Origin of the sequence: Delftia sp. S65 (assembly GCF_016516495.1) — a bacterium.
GTDB classification, from domain to species: Bacteria; Pseudomonadota; Gammaproteobacteria; order Burkholderiales; family Burkholderiaceae_C; genus Comamonas; species Comamonas acidovorans.
The window spans coordinates 1-19,604 of sequence record NZ_JACVUR010000011.1 but is presented as its reverse complement, the minus strand read 5'-3'; the positions used below and the strand labels follow the sequence as shown (position 1 = coordinate 19,604).

The following is a 19,604-nucleotide window of genomic DNA, read 5'->3' as shown; positions in this document are numbered from 1 at the left end:
ATGTACGAATGGGGCGACGTGACAGTTAATTGGAGGGTCGGTATCCGACCGAGCAACAAATACAAGGAAGTCCCCATGAGTCTGTCACCGCGTGCAACTCCCTCGTGCGAGGCACATCCCAGTGCCGTTCTCTTCAACTGCGCCCAACATGGGGAGGTGCGGCATGTCTGAGGTCGCGCCGGCACCGGGCGCACTGCTGCGTCCCGCGAAGCTCGAGGACCGCTACCAGCTGGACCGTGGCCCTGCCTACATCAGCGGTTCGCAGGCGCTGGTCCGGTTGCTGCTCAACCAGAGTGCACGCGACCGCGCGGCAGGATTGAACACCGGCGGATTTGTCAGCGGTTATCGCGGGTCGCCATTGTCGGGTCTTGATCAGACCCTCTGGGGTATTCAGAAACTCCTCAAGGAACGGCAGATCGAGTTCATCCCGGGCCTCAACGAAGACCTGGCCGCAACCGCCTGCTGGGGAACCCAGCAGTTGATGCAGCACCCGGAGGAGGCCACGGTCGATGGCGTGTTCGCCATGTGGTACGGCAAGGGGCCTGGTGTCGACAGAAGCGCGGACGCCCTCAAGCATGCCAACGCGGCTGGAACTTCTGCGCATGGCGGAGCCCTCGTGCTGGCGGCCGACGACCATACGGCCAAGTCGTCCTCGTTCGCGCACCAGAGCGAACAGTTGCTGGTCGCGTCGTTCATCCCCATCCTGTACCCGAGCAACGTGCAGGAATACCTCGACTACGGGATTCATGGCTGGGCAATGAGCCGCGCGTCGGGCCTGTGGGTGGGGCTCAAGTGCGTGGGCGATATCGTCGAGACCACATCGATCGCAGACGTTGATCCGTTCCGGGTCGAATGCCGGCCACCCGAGGATTTCAAGGCGACGGAAGACGTCCACATCCGCTGGCCCGACGTGTGGGCGACGCAGGAGCCGCGGATCGTGCGCACCAAGCTGCCTCTGGCGCTGTCCTACTGTCGTGCGAACGCGTTGAACCGCATCGTGGCCAAGGGCGCAGGTTCCCGCATCGGCATCATTGCGGGCGGCAAGCCCTACAACGACGTGCGCGAAGCGCTGGGGCTGCTCGGTATCGGTGAGCAGGATATGGACGCGAGGGGTATAGCCCTGTTGAAGCTGGGCATGGTTTGGCCGCTGGAGCCGCAGATCATCCGCGAGTTTGCGCAGGGCCTCGACGAGATCTTCGTGGTGGAGGAGAAGAGGGCCCTGATCGAGCAGCAGGTCAAGGACATCCTCTACCCGCTTGCCGCAAGCGGCGAGAAAGCGCCCCAGGTCGTGGGCAAGTCCAGTGGCGGCCCCCAATGCGCGGAATTCGAGATTCCATATGAACAGCGCCTTTTGCGCGGAGATGCCGAACTCGGGCCCGCGGACATCGCGGCGGCGCTGCAGGCGCGGCTGCATGCCGCAGGCATGGACGCCTGCCAAGCGCTCCCCTCGACGCCAGAAAAGGGCAAGCTCCTGGCGCCCCTCATGCGCACGCCGTACTTCTGTTCCGGCTGTCCGCACAACAGCTCCACCAAGGTTCCGGAGGGTTCGCGCGCCACGGCCGGAATCGGCTGCCACTACATGGCCAACTGGATGGATCGCCGCACCGAGAGCTATACGCACATGGGCGGCGAGGGGGCTCCCTGGGTGGGACAAAGCCGTTTCTCCAAGCGGCCGCACATGTTCGCCAACATGGGCGATGGCACGTTCTTCCATTCGGGTTCGCTCTCCATCCGTCAGGCCGTGGCGGCCAAGACGCCGATGACGTTCAAGGTCCTGTTCAACGACGCTACGGCGCTCACGGGCGGGCAGCCGCACGACGGACCGCTCACGGCACCGATGCTGACGCAACTGCTGCATGCCGAAGGCGTGTCACGCATCGTGGTCGTCAGCGACGATGTCGAGAAATACAAGGGGCACGAAACAGCGTTTGCGCCTGGCACGACCTTCCATCATCGGCGCGATCTGGACGCCGTCCAGCGCGAGTTGCGCGAACTGCCCTTCGTGACCGCCCTGGTCTACGACCAAACCTGCGCCGCTGAAAAGCGCCGCCGACGCAAGCGCAACAAATACCCGGATCCTCCGGTCCGCTACGTCATCAATCCGGAAGTGTGCGAAGGCTGCGGGGATTGCACCGTCAAGAGCAACTGTGTTTCCATCGAGCCGCTGGAGACACCGCTGGGCCGAAAACGCCAGATCAACCAGTCCTCATGCAACAAGGACTATTCCTGCGCCGATGGCTTTTGCCCGAGCTTCGTGGCCGTGGAGGGCGGGGCATTGCGCAAGAAACCGGTGGCTTCCGCTGCCGGCGCCGAAGGCGATCCCGCCGCCTGGCCCGAGCCATCCCATCCCCAACTGCCAGCGCTGCACAGCAGCTACGCCGTGCTTGTCAATGGCATTGGTGGCACGGGTGTGCTGACGATCGGCAACATCCTGGGCATGGCCGCGCATTTGCAGGGCCTGCATTGCTCGGTGATGGACATGGCCGGCCTTGCGCAGAAGGGCGGTGCGGTGTGGAGTCATGTACGCATCGCGACATCAGCCGAGGACATCCATGCACCCCGCATACCGGACGCCACCGCCGATGCACTTATTGGGGGCGATCTGGTGGTGAGCGCTCATCCGGACTCCGTCAGCCGGCTGAAGCCAAATTGCCGCGCCATGGTGAACACCAATGTATCGCCCACTTCCGACTTTCAGCGCAACCGTGACTTCAGCATGCCAAACGAGGCGCTGTGGGCCACCATCGAACAGGCGTGCGCAGAGAAGAACCTGGCCAAGATCCCGGCCCATGACATCGCGGTGCGCTACTGCGGAGATAGCGTCTATGCCAACATGATCTTGCTGGGCGCGGCCTGGCAGGCGGGGCAGGTGCCGCTGTCGCACGATGCGCTGCGCCGCGCGATCGAGCTCAATGGACAGGCGGTGGAGGCCAACCTGCGCGCGTTCAAGATCGGGCGGCAGTATGTGGTGTCGCCACAGCGGCTGGTGGCGAAGCCCGCTGCGGTCGTGCAATGGCTCCCCAGAGGCGGCAAAGAAAATGTGCCTCAGCTGGTGCAAGACCGCCGCGACCGGCTTGTGGCCTACCAGGGCAGCAGCTATGCCCAGCAGTACGAAGGCTTTCTGCGCAAGTTAGGTTCGTCCGGTGCTGCAATGCCCGACGGCTACGAACAGGCCGTCGCCAAGAACCTCTTCAAGCTGATGGCCTACAAGGACGAGTATGAGGTGGCGCGTCTGCATTCGTCTGCGGAGCTGCGCAAGCTGATCGAAAGCCAGTTCGATGGCGAATACAAAGTTGGGTTCTCCCTGGCGCCGCCACTGTTCGCCCGTCGCGGCTCGGACGGTTTGCCGCGCAAGCAACTGTACGGCGGCTGGATGGCGTCGGCCTTCACGGTCCTTGCGAAGCTGAAGTTCTTGCGGGGCACGCTGTTCGATCCGTTCGGCTACACGCACGAGCGCAGGACAGAGCGCGCGCTTATCGACGAATACAAGAAAGGTATCCAGGCCACGCTGCCTTTCATCGCAACCCATCCGAAGAAGTGTCTGGAGCTGGCACGTATTCCTGAGCAGATCCGTGGGTTTGGGCACGTGAAATTGAAAGCCATCGGGGAGGCGCGTGAACGCCAGCGTGCCTTGCTGGGCGAGATTACCGGCAAGGGCGCACCGCCGATGACCCATGAGCACCGCTTGCAAGGAGCCTCATCGTGAGGACGCAAAACACTGAATCCATCCAGTGCAGTGTGCAAGACGGGGTATGGCATCTCTGTATCGCCCGGCCTGAAAAGCGAAACGCGCTCACCATGCCCATGTTCGCGACGATCGCCGAGGCCCTGAAGGCCGCCGACGAAAGAGACGACGTGCGCAGCATCCTGGTGACCGGGGCGGGCGACGTGTTCTGCGCCGGGCATGACTTGAAGGCTTTCGAGGAGTGGCCTCAGAAGCCGCAGGATGCCGTACCTACCTTCCTGCACGCCATCGCCGATGTGAGAAAACCTGTCGTGATCGCGGTGCAAGGCTCCGCCACGGGGATCGGTGTGACCTGGCTGCTGCATGCCGATTGGGTGGTAACGAGTGCCGACACGGTTTTACGGCTTCCCTTCGTCGACCTGGGCATTGTCCCGGAGGCGGCCAGCACGCTTTTGCTGCAGCGGGCTGTCGGCCTGCCGCGTGCCAGGCGCCTGCTCCTCGGTGGCGAGAAGTTCACGGGCGCCGAGGCATGCGAGTGGGGACTTGTTGCAGAAGCCCCGCCGGCGGCAGAGGTTGGTGCACGGGCCTGGGAGCGTGCAAAGTTTCTCGCCGCGAAGGATCCAACGATTGTTCGTCGCATCAAGGACTGGCTGCATCCCAGCAGCGAGTATCACCAGCGCATTGACGAAGAGGTGATCGAAATCAACGCGGCCGTCGGTCGCCGTCGAAAGGCAATGGAGAGCACGCAATGAAACGCGCACACATCGTTTACGCGCACCCTGAACCGAACTCGTTCGTCGCAGCCATGCGCGACATGACCAAGGAGGCCCTGGAAAAAGATGGTTGGCAGACGAGCATGACCGATCTGCAGGCAATCGGCTTCAACGCTGTGGCCAGTGCAGATGATTTCGGAACCCGGTCACGCGAGGACTATCTGGTCTATCCACTGGAGCAGCGTCACGCCTGGCAAAACCAGACCATCGATCCACAGATTGCCGCCGAGGTCGAGGCCGTGCGCAATGCCGATCTGCTCGTGCTGGTGTTCCCCATCTTCTGGTACTCAGTACCGGCCCAACTCAAGGGTTGGATCGACCGGGTGTTTCTGTCCGGTGTCTTTTACGGTGGAATGCGGGTCTACGACCAAGGCGGCATGCGCGGCAAGCGCGCGATGGTCGTGGCGTCGCTGGGCGGGCGGGACTACATGTTCGGCCCCGGCTCGATCCATGGCGACCTGAAGGACATGCTCAAGCATCTGCTGCAGGGCACGTTGGGGTATGTGGGCTACTCCGTCCATGAGCCGTTCTTCGCGTACCACGTACCGTATGTGGACAACACGGAGCGTACTGGCATGCTCATGAAGCTTTTCCACGCCGTGGAGAACATCGACAGCCGGCCGGTATTGTCGATGCCCAGCCTGAATGATTTCGACGACCAGTTCCGGCCCAAGGTGGCGCAGGCTTCATCCACGTGACCCAGGAGTAGTGAGATGACCGAAATCATTGACGCCTGGATGCAGCTTCCGAACAAGGCGTACTTGCTCGACCCCATGTTCGATTCGCTGCGCCGTTGGCCCACGGCTTGGCGGACGCTGGCGCAGGACAACCCTGACATCTCGCACGACGAGGCGCTCAAGACATTCCGCGAGCAGGGTGTCACGAGGACTATTGCAAGCGCGTGGTGGGGGCCGGCCGGGCCAATGATCACGAACGACGAAGTGGCCGCAGCGGTCAAGGCGAATCCCGGATATGTGGCCGGAATTGCGTCCGTCGACATCAACAGGCCGATGGACGCGGTGAGGGAGCTGCGCCGATGCGTCAAGCAGTTCGGTTTTAAAGGGCTGCGTGTCCTGCCCTGGCTGTGGGGGATTCCTCCTGATGATCGCAGGTACTACCCCCTCTATGCCGAATGCGTCGAACTCGGTGTCACCTTCTGTCTGCAGGTGGGCCATGCCGGGCCAATGCGGCCTTCTGAGCCTGGGCGGCCGATCCCCTATTTGGACAACGTTGCGCACGAGTTCCCTGAACTGCGCATCGTCGGTGGGCACATCGGATTCCCCTGGGTGAGCGAGATGATCTCGCTCATGATGAAGCACCCGAACGTGTACGTCGACACCTCGGCCTACAAGGCTTCCCGGTTTCCTCAGGAACTGGTGGCTTACATGCGCGGCCCCGGAAAGCACAAGGTGCTTTTCGGCACCAACTATCCGATGCTGACCCCGGCGCAATGCCTGAAGGACATTCAGGCGCTTGAACTCGGAGACGATGTACTCCCCCGATTCCTTGCTGGGAATGCGCGTCGTGCGTTCAACCTGCAAGCTTGATTCCGCCGGCCGCTATTTCGTTTAACAACTGAAGGAGACTCACATGGCATGGGATATCGAAGTCATTGATGAATGCGCCGTCGTGCGCATGAACACCAACAAGGTCAACGTCCAGAACGATCAGTTCTTCGCCGACCTGCACGCAGCATTCGATCGCCTCGAGCGAGAGTTCAGTGAGCTGCCGGTCGTCCTGACGGGGCAGGGCGATGCTTTCTCGGCTGGTATCGACTTCCAGTACAGCTTCGAGATCTTCGGAAGCGGCAGCCACGACAAGATCCGCGATTGGTACAAGGCCTACCGCGAAACCAATCTGCGCATCTTCCGATACCCGCGGCCCACGGTGGCGGCCATCAACGGCCATGCCATCGCAGGTGGCTTGATCACTGCCCTCGATTGTGATTTCCGCGTTGCGGCCCGCAAGACCGCGAAATTCGGTCTCAACGAAGTGCCTATCGGCATTCCCATGCCTGCCGCCTACGTGGAGATCATCAAGTACGCCCTGGGCGACAAGGTGGGGGCGCTGACCACCTTGCGTGGCGAGTTGTACGGTCTGGAAGAGGCCGAGCGCCTGGGGTTCTTTCATGAAGTGGTGGAGCCGGACCAACTGCTGTCCACGGCCATAAGCTATGCACGCTGCATCACTCCCGACTGCAACGTCGCCTACGCGATGTCCAAAAAGGCGCTGCAGGATGCGACGAACAAGCAGATCGACGAGCGTACTGTTGCTCTCGATGCCTTGCTGCCGAACGGTATGAGCGATCCTGGCAACCGACAGGCCCAGGATCGCCGTCGGCTCGAGATCATGCACAAGCGCAAATAGTGCGACGCGCAGCGCGTCGCATCTTCAACGCGCATCTCATCTGGCAGATCGTTTTGCCTCCGCCCCTTCACTGAGGGAGGAGGTCGCTTTGCCATGGATTTCAGAACGTATATCTGCGCCAAGACCTTTGTCAGCGTTTCACCTGTCGGTGGAGTGGACCGTATGTATCACATCGAAATTCAAAAACTTGTAGACGTGGAGGGCGTCGCAGTCCCCGCACGTGCTTCATGAACCGTTGATGAGCTCGGACATCGAGCGAGCGAGTCAAGACTTCACCAAGGCATTGCCGCGCTATTGCAAAGGGCGGTCAGGCGCAATCACACGAAGGCATCTATTCATTGCGGCGGGTCACGGTGGCGCTACGCACGGCTCCCAAGCGCGTGGAGCTTGGGGGAATGAACTTTTGGAGGCTGAATCGATGACCAAGTTAGAGATGAGCTATTCGCGCGGAGCGACCGACACACCACTGATCGAGGAGACGATCGGCGCTTTCTTCGACGCGATGATCGAGAGGTTCCCGGACAAAGAGGCGGTGGTCTCTTGTCACCAAGGCATCCGCTACACGTACCTCAAGCTGCAGCGCGAAGTCGATCGGATGGCGAGCGCTTTGCTTCGGGCGGGGCTCAAACCCGGCGACAGGATCGGGATCTGGTCGCACAACAGTGTCGAATGGCTCGTCACCCAGTTCGCGACGGCCAAAGCCGGGGTCATTCTCGTCAACATCAATCCGGCGTATCGGGTGGCGGAGCTGGAGTACGCGCTGGCCAAGGTCGAATGCAAGGCGTTGATCGTGATGCCGAGCTTCAAGACGACCGACTATCTGGAGATGATCAGAAGCATTGCACCGGAGGTGAGCGGTGCGGTGCCCGGACGCCTTGAGTCCGCCAAACTGCCGTCACTGAAAACCGTCATCCAGATCGGAAACGACACGGTTCCTGGTTTCATGCGCTTCTCGGATCTGCTCGCGACGGGCGATCCGGCCGATCAAGCTGTCCACTCCCTCGGTGCGCGACTGCGGAACACCGATGCCATCAACATTCAGTTCACGAGTGGCACCACGGGTTCTCCCAAGGGCGCGACCCTGACCCATCGAAACGTACTGAACAACGGGTTCTTCATTGGCGAAGCCATGCGGCTGTCCCCGGATGACCGTCTGTGCATTCCGGTGCCGCTGTACCACTGCTTCGGAATGGTGGTCGGCAATCTTGCTGCTCTGACGCATGGCACGACCATCGTGTACCCGAACGATGCGTTCGAGGTCGTGTCGGTGCTGCGGGCCGTGCAAGACGAGCGGTGCACGGCGCTTCATGGTGTGCCAACCATGTTCATTGCCGAGCTCGACCACCCGCGCTTCAAGGAGTTTGACCTCTCGACGCTGCGCACAGGGGTGATGGCTGGCTCGCCCTGTCCCATTGAAGTGATGAAGCGCGTCGTAAACGAGATGCATATGGGCGAGGTGACGATTGCCTACGGCATGACTGAAACCAGTCCGGCAAGCTGCCAAAGCACCACGGACACCCCCTTGGAGAAACGTGTTTCCACCATCGGGAAAGTGCTGCCCCACCTGGAATTGAAAGTCATATCTCCGGAGTCCGGGGAGATTCTTCCTGTGGGGGCCGTGGGCGAGCTTTGCACGCGCGGCTATTCCGTGATGCGTGGATATTGGGAGGACGCCGCGAAGACCTCCGAGGCCATCGATGCAGAAGGCTGGATGCACTCAGGGGATCTCGCCACGCTTGATGAGGACGGCTACGTCAACATCGCGGGCCGCATCAAGGATCTGGTGATTCGAGGCGGCGAGAACGTCTATCCGCGGGAGGTCGAAGAGTTCCTCTATCGCCATCCTGCTATCCAGGACGTGCAGGTGATTGGAGTGCCGGACCAGAAATACGGCGAGGAACTGTGCGCATGGGCGATTCTTCGCGACGGTGCCACGCTCTCTGAAGATGGGTTGCGGGCGTTCTGCAAAGGGCAGATCGCGCACTACAAGATTCCTCGATACATACGCTTCGTCGAGAGCTTTCCGATGACAGTCACCGGAAAGATTCAGAAGTTCGTGATGCGGGAGATGATGAAGGAAGAGCTTCGTCTCAAAGACGCGGCATCCGCATGATTCGCGATTGAGATGCTTCTCGATCCGAGCGCCTTGGAAGAGTTCAAGGCGCTCTTGTTCTTTCTGGACTCCAAAGTCGGAGGTCGGCGCTCACTGCTGGTGGTTTTAGGGTGACGGAATACGCATGGAAATAGTCAATTTAGCCACTGTCCACTAGCGGATGAAGTTCCTAAAGTACCTGTCATCGACTGCCATGCCGTGTCCATGCATCGGCGCAAGCCCACCGCTTCCTCAGCTTCTTCCAGGCCTTTCATGAATGCTCGCGAAATCTTTGTTGTCGCCACCGCTCGTACAGCCATCGGCACCTTTGGCGGTGCGCTGAAGGACGTGCCAAACACCCAACTGGCAACCACTGCGGTGAAGGCCGCATTGGAGCGCAGCGGCGTTGCACCTGACGCCATTGGGCATGTCGTCATCGGGAATGTGATCCCCACCGATCCGAAGGATGCGTACCTCAGTCGCGTCGCCGCCATCGATGCGGGTGTTCCGATAGAGACCCCGGCATTCAACGTCAATCGGCTGTGCGGCTCTGGGCTCCAGGCCATTGTCTCGGCGGCGCAGGCTATTGCGCAGGGCGACTGCGAGATCGCCATCGGAGGGGGCTCGGAGTCGATGAGCCGAGGGCCATACATCGACACTTCGGCACGCTATGGTGCCCGCATGGGTGATGCGACGCTGGTCGACTACATGCTCGGCATCCTGCATGACCCCTGGGACAAGATCCACATGGGCATTACTGCGGAAAACGTGGCGGAGCGATTCAAGATCTCGCGCAAGCAGCAGGATGGACTGGCGGTTCTCAGCCAGCAACGCGCGGCAACGGCCATCGCGACGGGCCGCTTCAAGGAACAGATCGTTCCAGTGGAAGTGAAGACACGCAAGGGCGTCGTGCTGTTCGATACCGATGAGCACGTGCGGGGCGACACCACGCTCGAATCCCTTTCCGCGATGAAGCCGGCCTTCAAGAAGGACGGCCTGGTTACTGCCGGCAACGCGTCGGGTATCAACGATGGCGGGGCAGCCGTGGTGCTGGCGGAGGGCGGACGTGTGAATGCGCTGGGCCTCAAGCCGCTGGCCCGCTTGGTGGGCTATGCCCATGCGGGTGTGGAGCCTGCCTATATGGGTATCGGCCCCATCCCGGCTACGCGCAAGGTGCTGGCGCGCACGGGCCTGAAAGTCCAGGACCTGGATGTGATCGAGTCGAACGAGGCGTTTGCGGCACAGGCCTGCGCGGTGATTCAGGAGCTTGGCCTCGATCCGGACAAGGTGAATCCGAATGGCTCCGGCATCTCTCTGGGCCACCCCGTCGGCGCGACAGGCGCAATCATCACGACGAAGGCGATCGCTGAGTTGCACCGCATTGGTGGACGCTATGCGCTGGTGACGCTGTGCATCGGCGGAGGGCAGGGCATCGCCGCCATCTTCGAACGTGTCTGACCGCGTTCCGGGCCTCGTCACACAGCGTCTGAAAGCTGCCCTGACAGACCTTCAATTCGGACGCGCTCCAGATCCTCACGGCTGGTTGGAGCGGCTGTCATAAGCCACAAATCCTGCGGGAGTTCCATCCCGCCTTTTTCAAGCCGAAAGCAGGAGACCTATATGACACGATTCGCGGCTTCGCAAGGCTTCATGGGGCCTTTCTCCCATGACGGGCAGGCAAGCATCGCCCCCAGTCCACCGTGGCACTATGCGGCCGACTTCATCACGATCGAGACCTGGGTCGACCCGGTCGCCATCGAGGCACTACTGCCGCCTGGCTTGAGCTTGCATCCAGACGAGGCGGGCCTGGTGACGGTCTCCTTCGTCGATTGGCAGGCCTGCACTGACACCGGCGGCGAGCTGCTCGACCCGATCCGGGCGCAATACCGCGAATGCATCGTGTTGGCGAGCGTCCAGTACGAGGGCAAGCTCATGCAGTATTGCCCCTACATCGTGGTCGATCAGGACACGTCGCTGGCGCGCGGCTGGGCGCTCGGCTATCCGAAGAAGATCGGCTCGGTATGGATCACACGGTCCATGGGTATGCCCTCGATTGCATCGCCCAAACTGGAGGCCGGCGCCACCTTTGCCGGCACAGTGGCCGTCAAGGACCGGCGCCTCGCCGAAGGTCACGTGAAGTTGTCAGCCCTTGCCGACAGTTCCGCTGTGACGTTCGGCAGCCGGCCCATCGTCGCGCTGCGGCACTTCCCATCGATGTTCGAGGGCCAGCACGATAGACCGGCTGTCTACGAACTCGTACGGCTCCAGGCCGAGAACGTGCAGGCCAGCCCGGTCTGGCAGGGCGACGCGGCATTGACGATCTACGACGCACCCATCGAGCCCCTCGCCAGGTTGCATCCCACCCGCATCGGGCGAGGCTGGCGCTACTCGATTGCGATGACGAACCGCAACAACCATTTGCTGCGCGATCTGCGCGACACCCCTTTGTCCCAGGAGAAATGACATGGACTCCGTGAAACTTCAACGTACCTACCTCGACCTCACGACGCCGCACGTAGCGGACGCATGCATGCGTTTGGGTATCGCGGTTCGTTGTGCACCTGCCGGAGTTCGTCCCTTGTGGAATGACTCCCACATCGTGGGCCGGGTACGTCCTGCGCGGCACTATGGCAGCGTCGACGTCTTTCTCGAAGCGATCGACCGGGCCACGCCTGGTGATGTCTTGGTGGTCGACAATGGTGGGCGTCTGGACGAGGCCTGCGTTGGTGACCTCGTCACTCTGGAGACGGCCCTGGCTGGCCTGCGGGGCATCGTCATTTGGGGCTTGCACCGCGACTCATCGGAGTTGCGCACCATCAGACTGCCCATTTTCAGCTTGGGCACCTTGCCCGCGGGGCCGCAGCGTTTGGACTCACAGGAGGCCGACGCGCTCATTTCTGCCAAGTGTGGCGAACATGTGCTCACCTCCGACGACTTCGTGCTTGGTGACGATGATGGGGTGATTTTCATGCCCCTGAGCCAGGCCCAAAAGGTGGCGGAACTGGCGACTGTGATTCGGGACACCGAGCGCAGTCAGGCGGCGCGCATGCAACTCGGCACGAGTTTCAGAAAACAGGCTCGCTTCGATGATTTCCTCGCCGCAAGAAAAGCTGACGAGAACATGACATTCCGCCAGTATCTGCGCTCGATCGGTGGCGCAATCGAGGAGTGAGTGTCGAACCGATCGGCCGGGTCACCTGAACATCGGCCCTCTGCTTCCATTTTCTGTTCGGCAGCTACCAGCAGTCGCGAGAGCAAGCCATGGCGTCAGCCTCGCCTTTGATGCAGGCGGGTGCACGATGCCTGTTCCGCGACGCATCCATCGCAGGGACGGGACTAATGACCTCTCCTGCATGGCCGAAATCAACAGCGCGACACTGAGAGCGCAACGTGCCCTAAGGAGAGGGAGCTTTGGCCCGTCATCGAATGAGCAGGGCGGCCGGGCCCGAGCCTCCCGCAGCTTTGAGTACAGGGGCATGAAACAGGCCTGCCCTGCGCATCCTCTGGAGCGCGACGACAATAGCCCATGATTCAAGAAAAGCCCCTGGCGGCAACCGAACTGGAGCGGCCTGCCATGGCCCTGCGCACTCTTGCGAATGGAGTGCGGCTGCTGGCGCTGCCCATGCCGCATTTGCAGAGCGTCAGCGTGGGTGTGTTCCTGCGCGTGGGCTCCCGCGACGAGACCTCCACCAGCAACGGCATCAGCCATGTGCTGGAACACATGGCGTTCAAGGGCACGCATACGCGTTCCGTGCAGGAGATCAACCTGGATGCGGAGCGGCTGGGCGCGGAGGTCAACGCCTTCACCGGGAAGGACATCACCGGCTATTTCATGACCGGCCTGGGCTGGCATGCGCAGGCCTTGCTGGGAATGATTGCGGACATCGTGCTGAACAGCGTGTTTCCCGAGCATGAACTGCAAAGGGAGCTGCAGGTGATCCGGCAGGAGGCCATCGAGTACGAAGAGGACCCGGAGGACAGCGCCGGCGATCTGCTGGACCGCGCCATCTGGGGCGACGACCCGATGGGCATGCCGGTGATCGGCACGGTGGCCAATATCGAAGGCTTCACGCGGCAGGATCTGGTGCGCCATGTGCAAACCCATTACGTGGGAAAAAAGACCGTCGTCGTCGCTGCCGGAAACTTCGATGTGCCGGCCTGGCTGGAGCAGGCGGCGCAGCTGTTCGCCGGCATGCCTGCGTCGGCCGATCCGGCTGTGGCGTTGCCCCCTCAGCCCGCAAAGTATGTGGGGCAGGCCCTGGCGCAACGCTTCACGCAGGTGTCCCAGATGTTCGTGAACCTGGCCTATCCCCTGGTGTTCGAGCAGTTGCAGGGCGAGCATCCGCAGCGTGTGCGTCTCGTGGCCTCGCTGGCGGCCCATCTGCTGGGCGAGGGGATGTCGTCGCCCCTGGTCGATACCGTGCGTGAACGGCTCGGACTGGCCTATACGGCCTATGCGGCGATGGAGGGCGGTGACGTCTGGGCCAATTTCATCGTGCATGCCGTCACGACGCCGGACAAGCTCGAAGCGCTGGTGGCCGCGACAGGCGGCCTGCTGCGCGCCCAGGCTGCCGGCATCGACCCCGTGCATCTGGAACGGGCCAAGAACCAGCTGGCAGTTTCGCGGGTGCGCGCCGGCGAGCGGACCTACGCCACCATGGAGCGGGCTGTCGAGGACCTCTTTGCCCATGGCAGCGTGACGTCCGTGGCCGAAACGCTGGCGATGATCGATGGCATCGGTGCCGAGGAAGTGCGCAAGGTCTTCGAGCGCATGCTGGCCCACCCTCCGGCGGTGGCCATCACCGGCAAGGGCGCCAGTGCCCGGGCCGTGCGGCAACTGGCCGCAGGCCTGGCGGCCTGAGCCGGCAGCGCGCGATCAGCGGCCAGCGGCCAACCGCCAGCTGCAACACATGGCGCTTTTCCCGTTGTCATGGAATTGGGGGAGCGGGCGGCGGCGCGTTCCATTGCCGCTTGAGGTAGTGCGACTTCGGGTGCTCCTGCAGGAACACGCAGCACTGCACCCACGCCGCTGACTCCAGGGGCGCACCGATCGCGCGCGAGAGATGCTCGAACACGACCTCGGCCATGGCCGAGCACATCTGTGGCGGGCGCGGGTTGGTCAGCGTCAGGGTGGCGATGAGCTGCTGCGCGTGGGGGTCCTCGCCGCACAGTCCGACGGCGATGGGGGCCACGCGCGACTTCAGGTCCGCGAGCCGTGCCCATCCGTGCTCGGCCAGCGCAAGGTGCATGGCGTGCAGGACCGGCTCCCACTGGATCGACGGGAGCAACGATGGCGATACCTCGATGGCGATGTGCGGCATGGGGCGGCGCCTTCAGTCGAGCTTGATGCCGACTTCGCGGATCAGCGTCTGCCAGCGTGCCCGCTCGCTGTCCAGCAGGCGTGCGAATGCCTGGGGCGAGTTGTCGATGGGCACCGAGCCGAGTTCGGCCAGCCTGTCCTGCGTGGCCTTGGCCGCCAGCGCCGCGCCCATGTGCTTGATCAGCCAGGCCTTGCGGTCGGCCGGGGTCGCGGCGGGCGCGAGGAAGCCGTACCAGCCGCTGATCTCGGCGTCCACGCCTGATTCCTTGAGCGTGGGCACGCCGGGCAGCGCGGGAATGCGCCTGGCGGACGTCACCGCCAGCGCCTTCAGGCGCCCGCTTTGCACATGCTGCAGGATGGCCGGCGTGGCTTCGAACACCATCTGCACCGTGCCGCCCAGCACGTCGTTGAGTGCAGGCGCGGAGCCCCGGTAGGGAATGTGCAGGATCGAGGTGCCGGTCTGGCGCTTGACGAGTTCTCCCGCCAGGTGCTGCGGCGTGCCGTTGCCGGCGGATGCGTAGGAGAACTTGCCCGGGTTCTTGCGCAGCCATTCGAGCGCCTCCTTGGCCGTGGCCGCCGGGAAGGAGGGATGCACGGCCCAGATCAAGGGTACCGAGGCGGCCCATGCCAGCGGTGTGAAGTCCTTGGCCGGATCGAAGTTGAGCCTGGAGTACAGCGCCGGGTTCGCGGCCATGGGGCCGAGTGCGCCCAGCAGCAGCGTGTAGCCGTCGGCCTCGGCGCGTGCTGCCGCCTCCGTGCCGATGTTGCCGCCCGCACCGCTGCGGTTGTCCACGATCACCGTGCTGCCGCTGTCCGTCTGCAAGGCGTTCGCCATCAGGCGGGAGACGGCATCGGTGGTCGCACCTGCCGGATAGGGGCAGATGATGCGGATGGGCTTGGAAGGGAATGCCTGTGCGCGCGCCGAGGGGCTTGCGCCCAAGGCTGAAATGGCCGTCGCCGTGCTGGCGTACTGAAGGAAGTTGCGTCGTTTCATCGGTGCTCTCGTGACCAGAGTTGTCTCGTGGCCGTAGTGTCGGCAGGCCCTTGTTTCTTCGCAATTCGCATTTTCTGGCCGCGCCTATCGGATAATCCGATGGCCATGTCCGCACGCAGCCGCGACCCTCTCGATCTCGTCTCATTGCGCCAGTTGCGCTACTTCGTGTCGGCGATGCGAGCGCACAGCTTCAGTGCGGCATCGCGCGATGCCTCGATCTCGCAGGCGGCGCTGTCGGAGCAGATCGCCTTGCTGGAATCGACCCTGGACGTGCATCTGTTCGACCGTGCGAGCGGGCGCGCCGTTGCCACGGCCTCCGGACATGAGCTCGACCGCCGGGTGTCGGCCTGCCTCAGGGAGCTGCAGGCGGCCCTGCGCGACGTGCAGGCGCGTGCGAGCACCGTGGCGGGCCTGGTGCGCATCGGCCTGGTGCAGTCCTACGCGGGATGCTGGGTACTGCCCGTCGTGCGCAGTGCCCAGGCGCAGTGGCCGCAGCTGGCGATCGCACTGCGCAGGCGCACCGCACAGGCCTTGGTGGAGGGCGTGTTGCGCGGCGATTTCGATCTCGCCGTCAGCTTCGACCCGGAGCCGCATGCCGATCTGGAGATCCTGGCCTGCTTCGACGAGCCGGTGGTGGCCGTGGGATTGAAGCCCCGCCGGCGGCGACGCCTGCTGGAGCTCAGCGAGGTCGCGAACCACCCCCTGGCCTTGCTGCCAAGCGAATACGCAATGCGGCGCCAGCTCGACAACGCCTTTGCGGCGCAGGGGCTGAAGCCGGGCGTGCATCTGGAGTCCGATACGCTGGAGGATCTGGTGCATGCCGCCCGTGAAAACGGCATGGTTGCGCTGCTCAACGGTGCTGCGGCAATGAGCCTGGACGTGCAGGACGCAGTCCCGTTGGCCGAAAGAAATCTGGGCCGGCAAGCCTGCCTGGTGCGCTCACGCAGCCGTCACCACGGCTTTGCCGCCCAGTACGTATGGGACGAGCTGTCGGCGGCAACTCCCACGCTGCCGCCAGCGTGGGGGCGGCGCTCTGCAGCCGCGCGCTAGTCGTCGGCCGGATCCGTACCGCCCGTCAGGGCACTTCCTTCAAGCCCACCAGTTGCAGGGGGCGTGCCAGCAGTTCGTCGAAGCGTTTCTCGAACGCCTTGAAGTACGGCATGCTGAAGTGCGCATCCAGCGCTGCCTGGTCCCTGAATGACTCCCGCATGTAGAAGGTGCCGGGGGTGTCCGCCAGTTCGAACAGCGTGTAGTCCAGGCATCCGGCCTCCTGCCGGGTGAAGGGCACCAGCGCGCGCAGGGCGTCGCGCAGCTGGTCGTGCTGGCCGGCCTTCGCTTCAAGGATGGCCAGGTTGAAAATGGTCTGTGTCTTCATGGCTCAGCCCCAGTTCTCCAGCACCACCTTGCCGCGCGCCTTGCCCGACTCGATCAGGGCATGGGCGCGCTTGAGGTTGTCTGCGTTGATGCTGCCGAAGCGCTCGGCCAGCGTGGTGCGGATCAGGCCGGCATCGACCAGTGCGGCAACCTCGTTGAGCAGGCGGTGCTGGCCGATCATGTCGTCGGTGCCGAACAGGGCGCGGGTGAACATCAATTCCCAGTGCACCGACACCGACTTGCGCTTGAGCTTGGTGATGTCCAGCGACGCGGGATCGTCGATCAGGCCGAATTTTCCCTGGGGCGCGATCGCCTCGACGATCTGTGCGAAGTGCAGGTCGGTCTGCGTGAGGCTCACGATGTGGTCCACCGTGGGAAAGCCGATGCGCTTGAGTTCGTCGGCAATCGGCTGGCTGTGATCGATCACGTGGTGGGCGCCGAGCTCCTTGACCCAGGCCTGCGTCTCGGGCCGCGATGCGGTGCCGATGACGGTAAGGCTGGTCAGCCGCGTGGCCAGCTGCGTGAGGATGGAGCCCACGCCGCCGGAGGCGCCGATGATGAGCAGCGTCTTGTGGCTGGGGTGCTTGCCCGGCGCGATGCCCAGGCGGTCGAACAGCATCTCCCACGCGGTGATGGCGGTCAGGGGCAGGGCCGCAGCCTGTGCGAAGTCCAGCGACCTGGGCGCGTGGCCCACGATGCGCTCGTCCACCAGGTGCAGTTCGCTGTTCGTGCCAGGGCGCGCAATGGAGCCGGCGTACCAGACGCGGTCGCCCGGCTTGAACAGCGTGACTTCGGGGCCCACGGCCTTGACGATGCCGCTGGCATCCCAGCCCAGCACCTTGTGCGTTTGCCCCTCGGCGGGCGCGCCGCTGGCGCGCACCTTGGTGTCCACCGGATTGACGGACACGGCCCTGACTTCGACCAGCAGGTCGCGGCCGGTGGCCACGGGATCAGGCAGGGTGATGTCGATCAGCGATTCGGGTTGGCTGATGGCCTGGGGTTTCTGGTATCCAACGGCTTTCATGGTCGTGCTTTCAAAGGTTGAGGAAGAGGGGATAGCAAGGAGGGAGAGCAGGGAGGGCGAGCAAGGAGGGCGAGCAAGGAGGGTTTTAGGCAGTGGCGAGGGCTGCGTAGTCCGAGTAGCCGCGCGCGTCGCCGCCAAACAGGGCCTTCGGATCGAATGCGGCCAGCGGCGCCTGGGCGGCGTAGCGCGCCGGCAGGTCCGGGTTGGCGATGAAGGGGCGGCCGAAGGCAACGAGGTCTGCCAGGCCCTCGTGCAGGATGGCTTGGGCGCGCTCCGCGTCGTACTTGCCCGCAACGATCACCTTGCCCTGGTAGGCGCGGCGCAGCGCGTGGCGGAAGTCCTGCGGAATCTCGGGCGCATCGTCCCAGTCGGCTTCCGACAGGTGGATGTAGGCCAGGCCGGTCTCGTCGAGCCTGCTGGCCAGATGCAGGATGGTCTCAATGATCTGCGGGCAGTTCATGTTGCGCTGCGTGATGAAGGGCGCCAGGCGAATGCCGGTGCGCTCGGCCCCGACCTCGCCCGCCACGGCGGCCGCGACCTCTTCGGCGAAGCGCGTGCGCTGGGCGATGCCGCCGCCGTAGGCGTCGGTGCGGTGGTTGGAGGTGGTGCGCAGGAACTGATCGATCAGGTAGCCGTTGCCGCCGTGGATTTCCACGCCATCGAAACCGGCACGCATCGCATTGGCCGCGCCCCTGCGGAAGTCGCCGATCACCTCCTGGATGTCCTGTGCGCTCAGTGCGCGCGGTACGGGGCAGTCGACCATGCGGCCGACACCGTCGTCGCCGACCACCCAGACCTGCGCTTCGGGCGACAGCGCCGAAGGCGCGACCGGCAGGCCATCGGCGTGAAAGCTGGCATGCGACATGCGGCCAACGTGCCACAACTGCAGCACCATGCGCCCGCCGGCGGCGTGCACCGCGTCCGTGACGCGGCGCCAACCGTCCACCTGCTCCTCTGAATAGATGCCGGGGGTGAAGCTGTAGCCTTGGCCCTGGCGGGAGATCTGGGTGGCTTCCGAGACGATCAGGCCGGCGCTGGCGCGTTGTGCGTAGTAGGTGGCCATCAATGCATTGGGCACGTCGCCTGGCTGGCTGGTGCGGCTGCGCGTCATGGGGGCCATCACCATGCGGTTGGGCAGGCTGAGCGGGCCGAGCTGCAGGGGGCTAAACAGGGGCGTGGAGGCGGTGGTCATGCGGTTCTTTGGCGGAGCTGTAGAGGTGTTGGGACGGTGGTGGAAGTCCGGTTCGCAAGTCGTCTGGGCATGGAGCGATGTTGACCTGGGCGTTTCAATTGAAAAAGACCCGCAGGACTGAAGGCGGCTTCAAAAGAAATTTGACGATGAGGTCCAGGCGCGGCCCGCACAACCCCCGGGCGGATGGCCGTGCCGCGCCTGCCTGGCTACCATCTCCCCCATGAAGACCCAATACTTCGCCGCCACCTCACTCGACGGATTCCTGGCCACCGAGGACGACTCCCTGGACTGGCTGTTCCCGCTGGGCGACATGCAGGCCACGGGCTACCCGGAGTTCATTGCCGGCGTGGGCGCGCTGGCCATGGGGTCCGCCACCTACGAATGGATGCTGCGCCACGCGGAGACGGTGGCGCAGGAGACCGGGGCGGCGTGGCCCTATACGCAGCCAGCCTGGGTGTTTTCCAGCCGCACGCTGCCTGGTATCCCGGGTGCCGATATCCGGTTTGTCAACGGTGATGTGCGTGCCGTGCATGCGCAGATGCAGGCTGCGGCCGGCGGGCGCAACCTTTGGATCATGGGAGGCGGGGACTAAGGGCCTGTTCACACTAATGTGGGGATCGCGTTGCCCGGCTGTGGGGTCGTATGCAAGGCGCACGTGCGCAGCAAGGCCCGTGCCTTGCAAGCGCGTGCAACGCCGCAGACGGCCCCACAGCCGGGTAACCCGAAGGGAAGCTGCCTGCCAGCCCGCCACTCGGCGTTGCGCTCCTTGTGCGTGTGAGCACA

The 19,604-nt window shown here is 63.7% G+C and carries 16 protein-coding genes and 1 pseudogene; 12 read left to right on the top strand and 5 right to left on the bottom strand.

Features of this window, described 5'->3' with window-relative positions; genetic code table 11:
- Window positions 1-163: 163 nt before the first annotated feature.
- The 10 genes from IAE24_RS11880 to IAE24_RS11835 all read left to right on the top strand — a co-directional run bounded on the left by IAE24_RS11880 (window position 164) and on the right by IAE24_RS11835 (window position 13,778).
- Entirely contained in the window at window positions 164-3,706 is a 3,543-nt protein-coding gene (locus tag IAE24_RS11880) for an indolepyruvate ferredoxin oxidoreductase family protein (RefSeq protein ID WP_199960951.1), read from the top strand.
- The gene (locus tag IAE24_RS11875) at window positions 3,703-4,437 is read left to right on the top strand and encodes an enoyl-CoA hydratase-related protein (RefSeq protein WP_199960950.1); all 735 of its coding nucleotides are present in this window, start codon (window positions 3,703-3,705) and stop codon (window positions 4,435-4,437) included. Before IAE24_RS11880 ends, IAE24_RS11875 begins: the two co-directional genes overlap by 4 nt.
- Window positions 4,434-5,156, top strand: coding sequence for an NAD(P)H-dependent oxidoreductase (locus tag IAE24_RS11870; RefSeq protein ID WP_099734039.1), 723 nt, complete (start codon window positions 4,434-4,436; stop codon window positions 5,154-5,156). The genes IAE24_RS11875 and IAE24_RS11870 overlap by 4 nt, the downstream gene beginning before the upstream one ends.
- A gap of 15 nt (window positions 5,157-5,171) precedes the next feature.
- Window positions 5,172-6,005 (top strand): amidohydrolase family protein, encoded by an 834-nt coding sequence (locus IAE24_RS11865; RefSeq protein ID WP_099734038.1) that lies wholly within the window; start codon window positions 5,172-5,174, stop codon window positions 6,003-6,005.
- A 43-nt stretch (window positions 6,006-6,048) separates the two neighbouring features.
- Complete coding sequence (locus IAE24_RS11860; RefSeq protein WP_013803009.1) at window positions 6,049-6,825, top strand: enoyl-CoA hydratase/isomerase family protein; 777 nt, start codon at window positions 6,049-6,051, stop codon at window positions 6,823-6,825.
- Between the two features lie 418 nt (window positions 6,826-7,243).
- Window positions 7,244-8,938 (top strand): AMP-binding protein, encoded by a 1,695-nt coding sequence (locus tag IAE24_RS11855; protein ID WP_199960949.1) that lies wholly within the window; start codon window positions 7,244-7,246, stop codon window positions 8,936-8,938.
- A gap of 252 nt (window positions 8,939-9,190) precedes the next feature.
- Entirely contained in the window at window positions 9,191-10,375 is a 1,185-nt protein-coding gene (locus IAE24_RS11850) for an acetyl-CoA C-acyltransferase family protein (RefSeq protein ID WP_199960948.1), read from the top strand.
- A 162-nt stretch (window positions 10,376-10,537) separates the two neighbouring features.
- Complete coding sequence (locus IAE24_RS11845) at window positions 10,538-11,380, top strand: acetoacetate decarboxylase family protein (RefSeq protein ID WP_199960947.1); 843 nt, start codon at window positions 10,538-10,540, stop codon at window positions 11,378-11,380.
- A 1-nt stretch (window position 11,381) separates the two neighbouring features.
- Window positions 11,382-12,089 (top strand): RraA family protein, encoded by a 708-nt coding sequence (locus IAE24_RS11840; RefSeq protein WP_123691636.1) that lies wholly within the window; start codon window positions 11,382-11,384, stop codon window positions 12,087-12,089.
- 402 nt (window positions 12,090-12,491) lie between these two features.
- Entirely contained in the window at window positions 12,492-13,778 is a 1,287-nt protein-coding gene (locus IAE24_RS11835; RefSeq protein ID WP_199960969.1) for a M16 family metallopeptidase, read from the top strand.
- Between the two features lie 67 nt (window positions 13,779-13,845).
- On the opposite strand, the gene IAE24_RS11830 is transcribed toward IAE24_RS11835, so the two are convergent.
- Together IAE24_RS11830 and IAE24_RS11825 are read right to left on the bottom strand one after the other, a co-directional pair.
- Window positions 13,846-14,238 (bottom strand): 5-carboxymethyl-2-hydroxymuconate Delta-isomerase, encoded by a 393-nt coding sequence (locus IAE24_RS11830; RefSeq protein WP_199960946.1) that lies wholly within the window; start codon window positions 14,236-14,238, stop codon window positions 13,846-13,848.
- Window positions 14,239-14,250: 12 nt separating this feature from the next.
- A complete protein-coding gene (locus IAE24_RS11825) occupies window positions 14,251-15,231 on the bottom strand; it encodes a Bug family tripartite tricarboxylate transporter substrate binding protein (protein ID WP_197943072.1) in 981 nt (326 codons plus the stop codon).
- A gap of 105 nt (window positions 15,232-15,336) precedes the next feature.
- Between IAE24_RS11825 and IAE24_RS11820 the strand changes: the two genes are divergently transcribed.
- Window positions 15,337-16,281: a LysR family transcriptional regulator gene (locus tag IAE24_RS11820; protein WP_233626230.1), complete on the top strand. Its 945-nt coding sequence runs from the start codon at window positions 15,337-15,339 to the stop codon at window positions 16,279-16,281.
- Window positions 16,282-16,306: 25 nt separating this feature from the next.
- Here IAE24_RS11820 and IAE24_RS11815 read toward each other — a convergent pair whose 3' ends face one another.
- The 3 genes from IAE24_RS11815 to IAE24_RS11805 form a co-directional block, all read right to left on the bottom strand.
- Complete coding sequence (locus IAE24_RS11815) at window positions 16,307-16,606, bottom strand: putative quinol monooxygenase (RefSeq protein ID WP_199960944.1); 300 nt, start codon at window positions 16,604-16,606, stop codon at window positions 16,307-16,309.
- A 3-nt stretch (window positions 16,607-16,609) separates the two neighbouring features.
- Window positions 16,610-17,629: a zinc-binding alcohol dehydrogenase family protein gene (locus IAE24_RS11810; protein WP_047470751.1), complete on the bottom strand. Its 1,020-nt coding sequence runs from the start codon at window positions 17,627-17,629 to the stop codon at window positions 16,610-16,612.
- 85 nt (window positions 17,630-17,714) lie between these two features.
- Window positions 17,715-18,821, bottom strand: coding sequence for an alkene reductase (locus IAE24_RS11805; RefSeq protein WP_199960943.1), 1,107 nt, complete (start codon window positions 18,819-18,821; stop codon window positions 17,715-17,717).
- Window positions 18,822-19,041: 220 nt separating this feature from the next.
- Between IAE24_RS11805 and IAE24_RS11800 the strand changes: the two are divergent.
- Window positions 19,042-19,410: pseudogene (locus IAE24_RS11800) on the top strand (dihydrofolate reductase family protein); the annotation flags it as partial.
- Window positions 19,411-19,604 lie beyond the last annotated feature (194 nt).

Coding starts and splice junctions, on each gene's coding strand:
- IAE24_RS11835 (WP_199960969.1), top strand. CDS start 12,492: ATGGCCCTGCGCACTCTTGCGAATGGAGTGCGGCTGCTGGCGCTGCCC.
- IAE24_RS11880 (WP_199960951.1), top strand. CDS start 164: ATGTCTGAGGTCGCGCCGGCACCGGGCGCACTGCTGCGTCCCGCGAAG.
- IAE24_RS11855 (WP_199960949.1), top strand. CDS start 7,244: ATGACCAAGTTAGAGATGAGCTATTCGCGCGGAGCGACCGACACACCA.
- IAE24_RS11850 (WP_199960948.1), top strand. CDS start 9,191: ATGAATGCTCGCGAAATCTTTGTTGTCGCCACCGCTCGTACAGCCATC.
- IAE24_RS11805 (WP_199960943.1), bottom strand. CDS start 18,821: ATGACCACCGCCTCCACGCCCCTGTTTAGCCCCCTGCAGCTCGGCCCG.
- IAE24_RS11865 (WP_099734038.1), top strand. CDS start 5,172: ATGACCGAAATCATTGACGCCTGGATGCAGCTTCCGAACAAGGCGTAC.
- IAE24_RS11845 (WP_199960947.1), top strand. CDS start 10,538: ATGACACGATTCGCGGCTTCGCAAGGCTTCATGGGGCCTTTCTCCCAT.
- IAE24_RS11820 (WP_233626230.1), top strand. CDS start 15,337: ATGTCCGCACGCAGCCGCGACCCTCTCGATCTCGTCTCATTGCGCCAG.
- IAE24_RS11830 (WP_199960946.1), bottom strand. CDS start 14,238: ATGCCGCACATCGCCATCGAGGTATCGCCATCGTTGCTCCCGTCGATC.
- IAE24_RS11815 (WP_199960944.1), bottom strand. CDS start 16,606: ATGAAGACACAGACCATTTTCAACCTGGCCATCCTTGAAGCGAAGGCC.
- IAE24_RS11860 (WP_013803009.1), top strand. CDS start 6,049: ATGGCATGGGATATCGAAGTCATTGATGAATGCGCCGTCGTGCGCATG.
- IAE24_RS11870 (WP_099734039.1), top strand. CDS start 4,434: ATGAAACGCGCACACATCGTTTACGCGCACCCTGAACCGAACTCGTTC.
- IAE24_RS11810 (WP_047470751.1), bottom strand. CDS start 17,629: ATGAAAGCCGTTGGATACCAGAAACCCCAGGCCATCAGCCAACCCGAA.
- IAE24_RS11825 (WP_197943072.1), bottom strand. CDS start 15,231: ATGAAACGACGCAACTTCCTTCAGTACGCCAGCACGGCGACGGCCATT.
- IAE24_RS11840 (WP_123691636.1), top strand. CDS start 11,382: ATGGACTCCGTGAAACTTCAACGTACCTACCTCGACCTCACGACGCCG.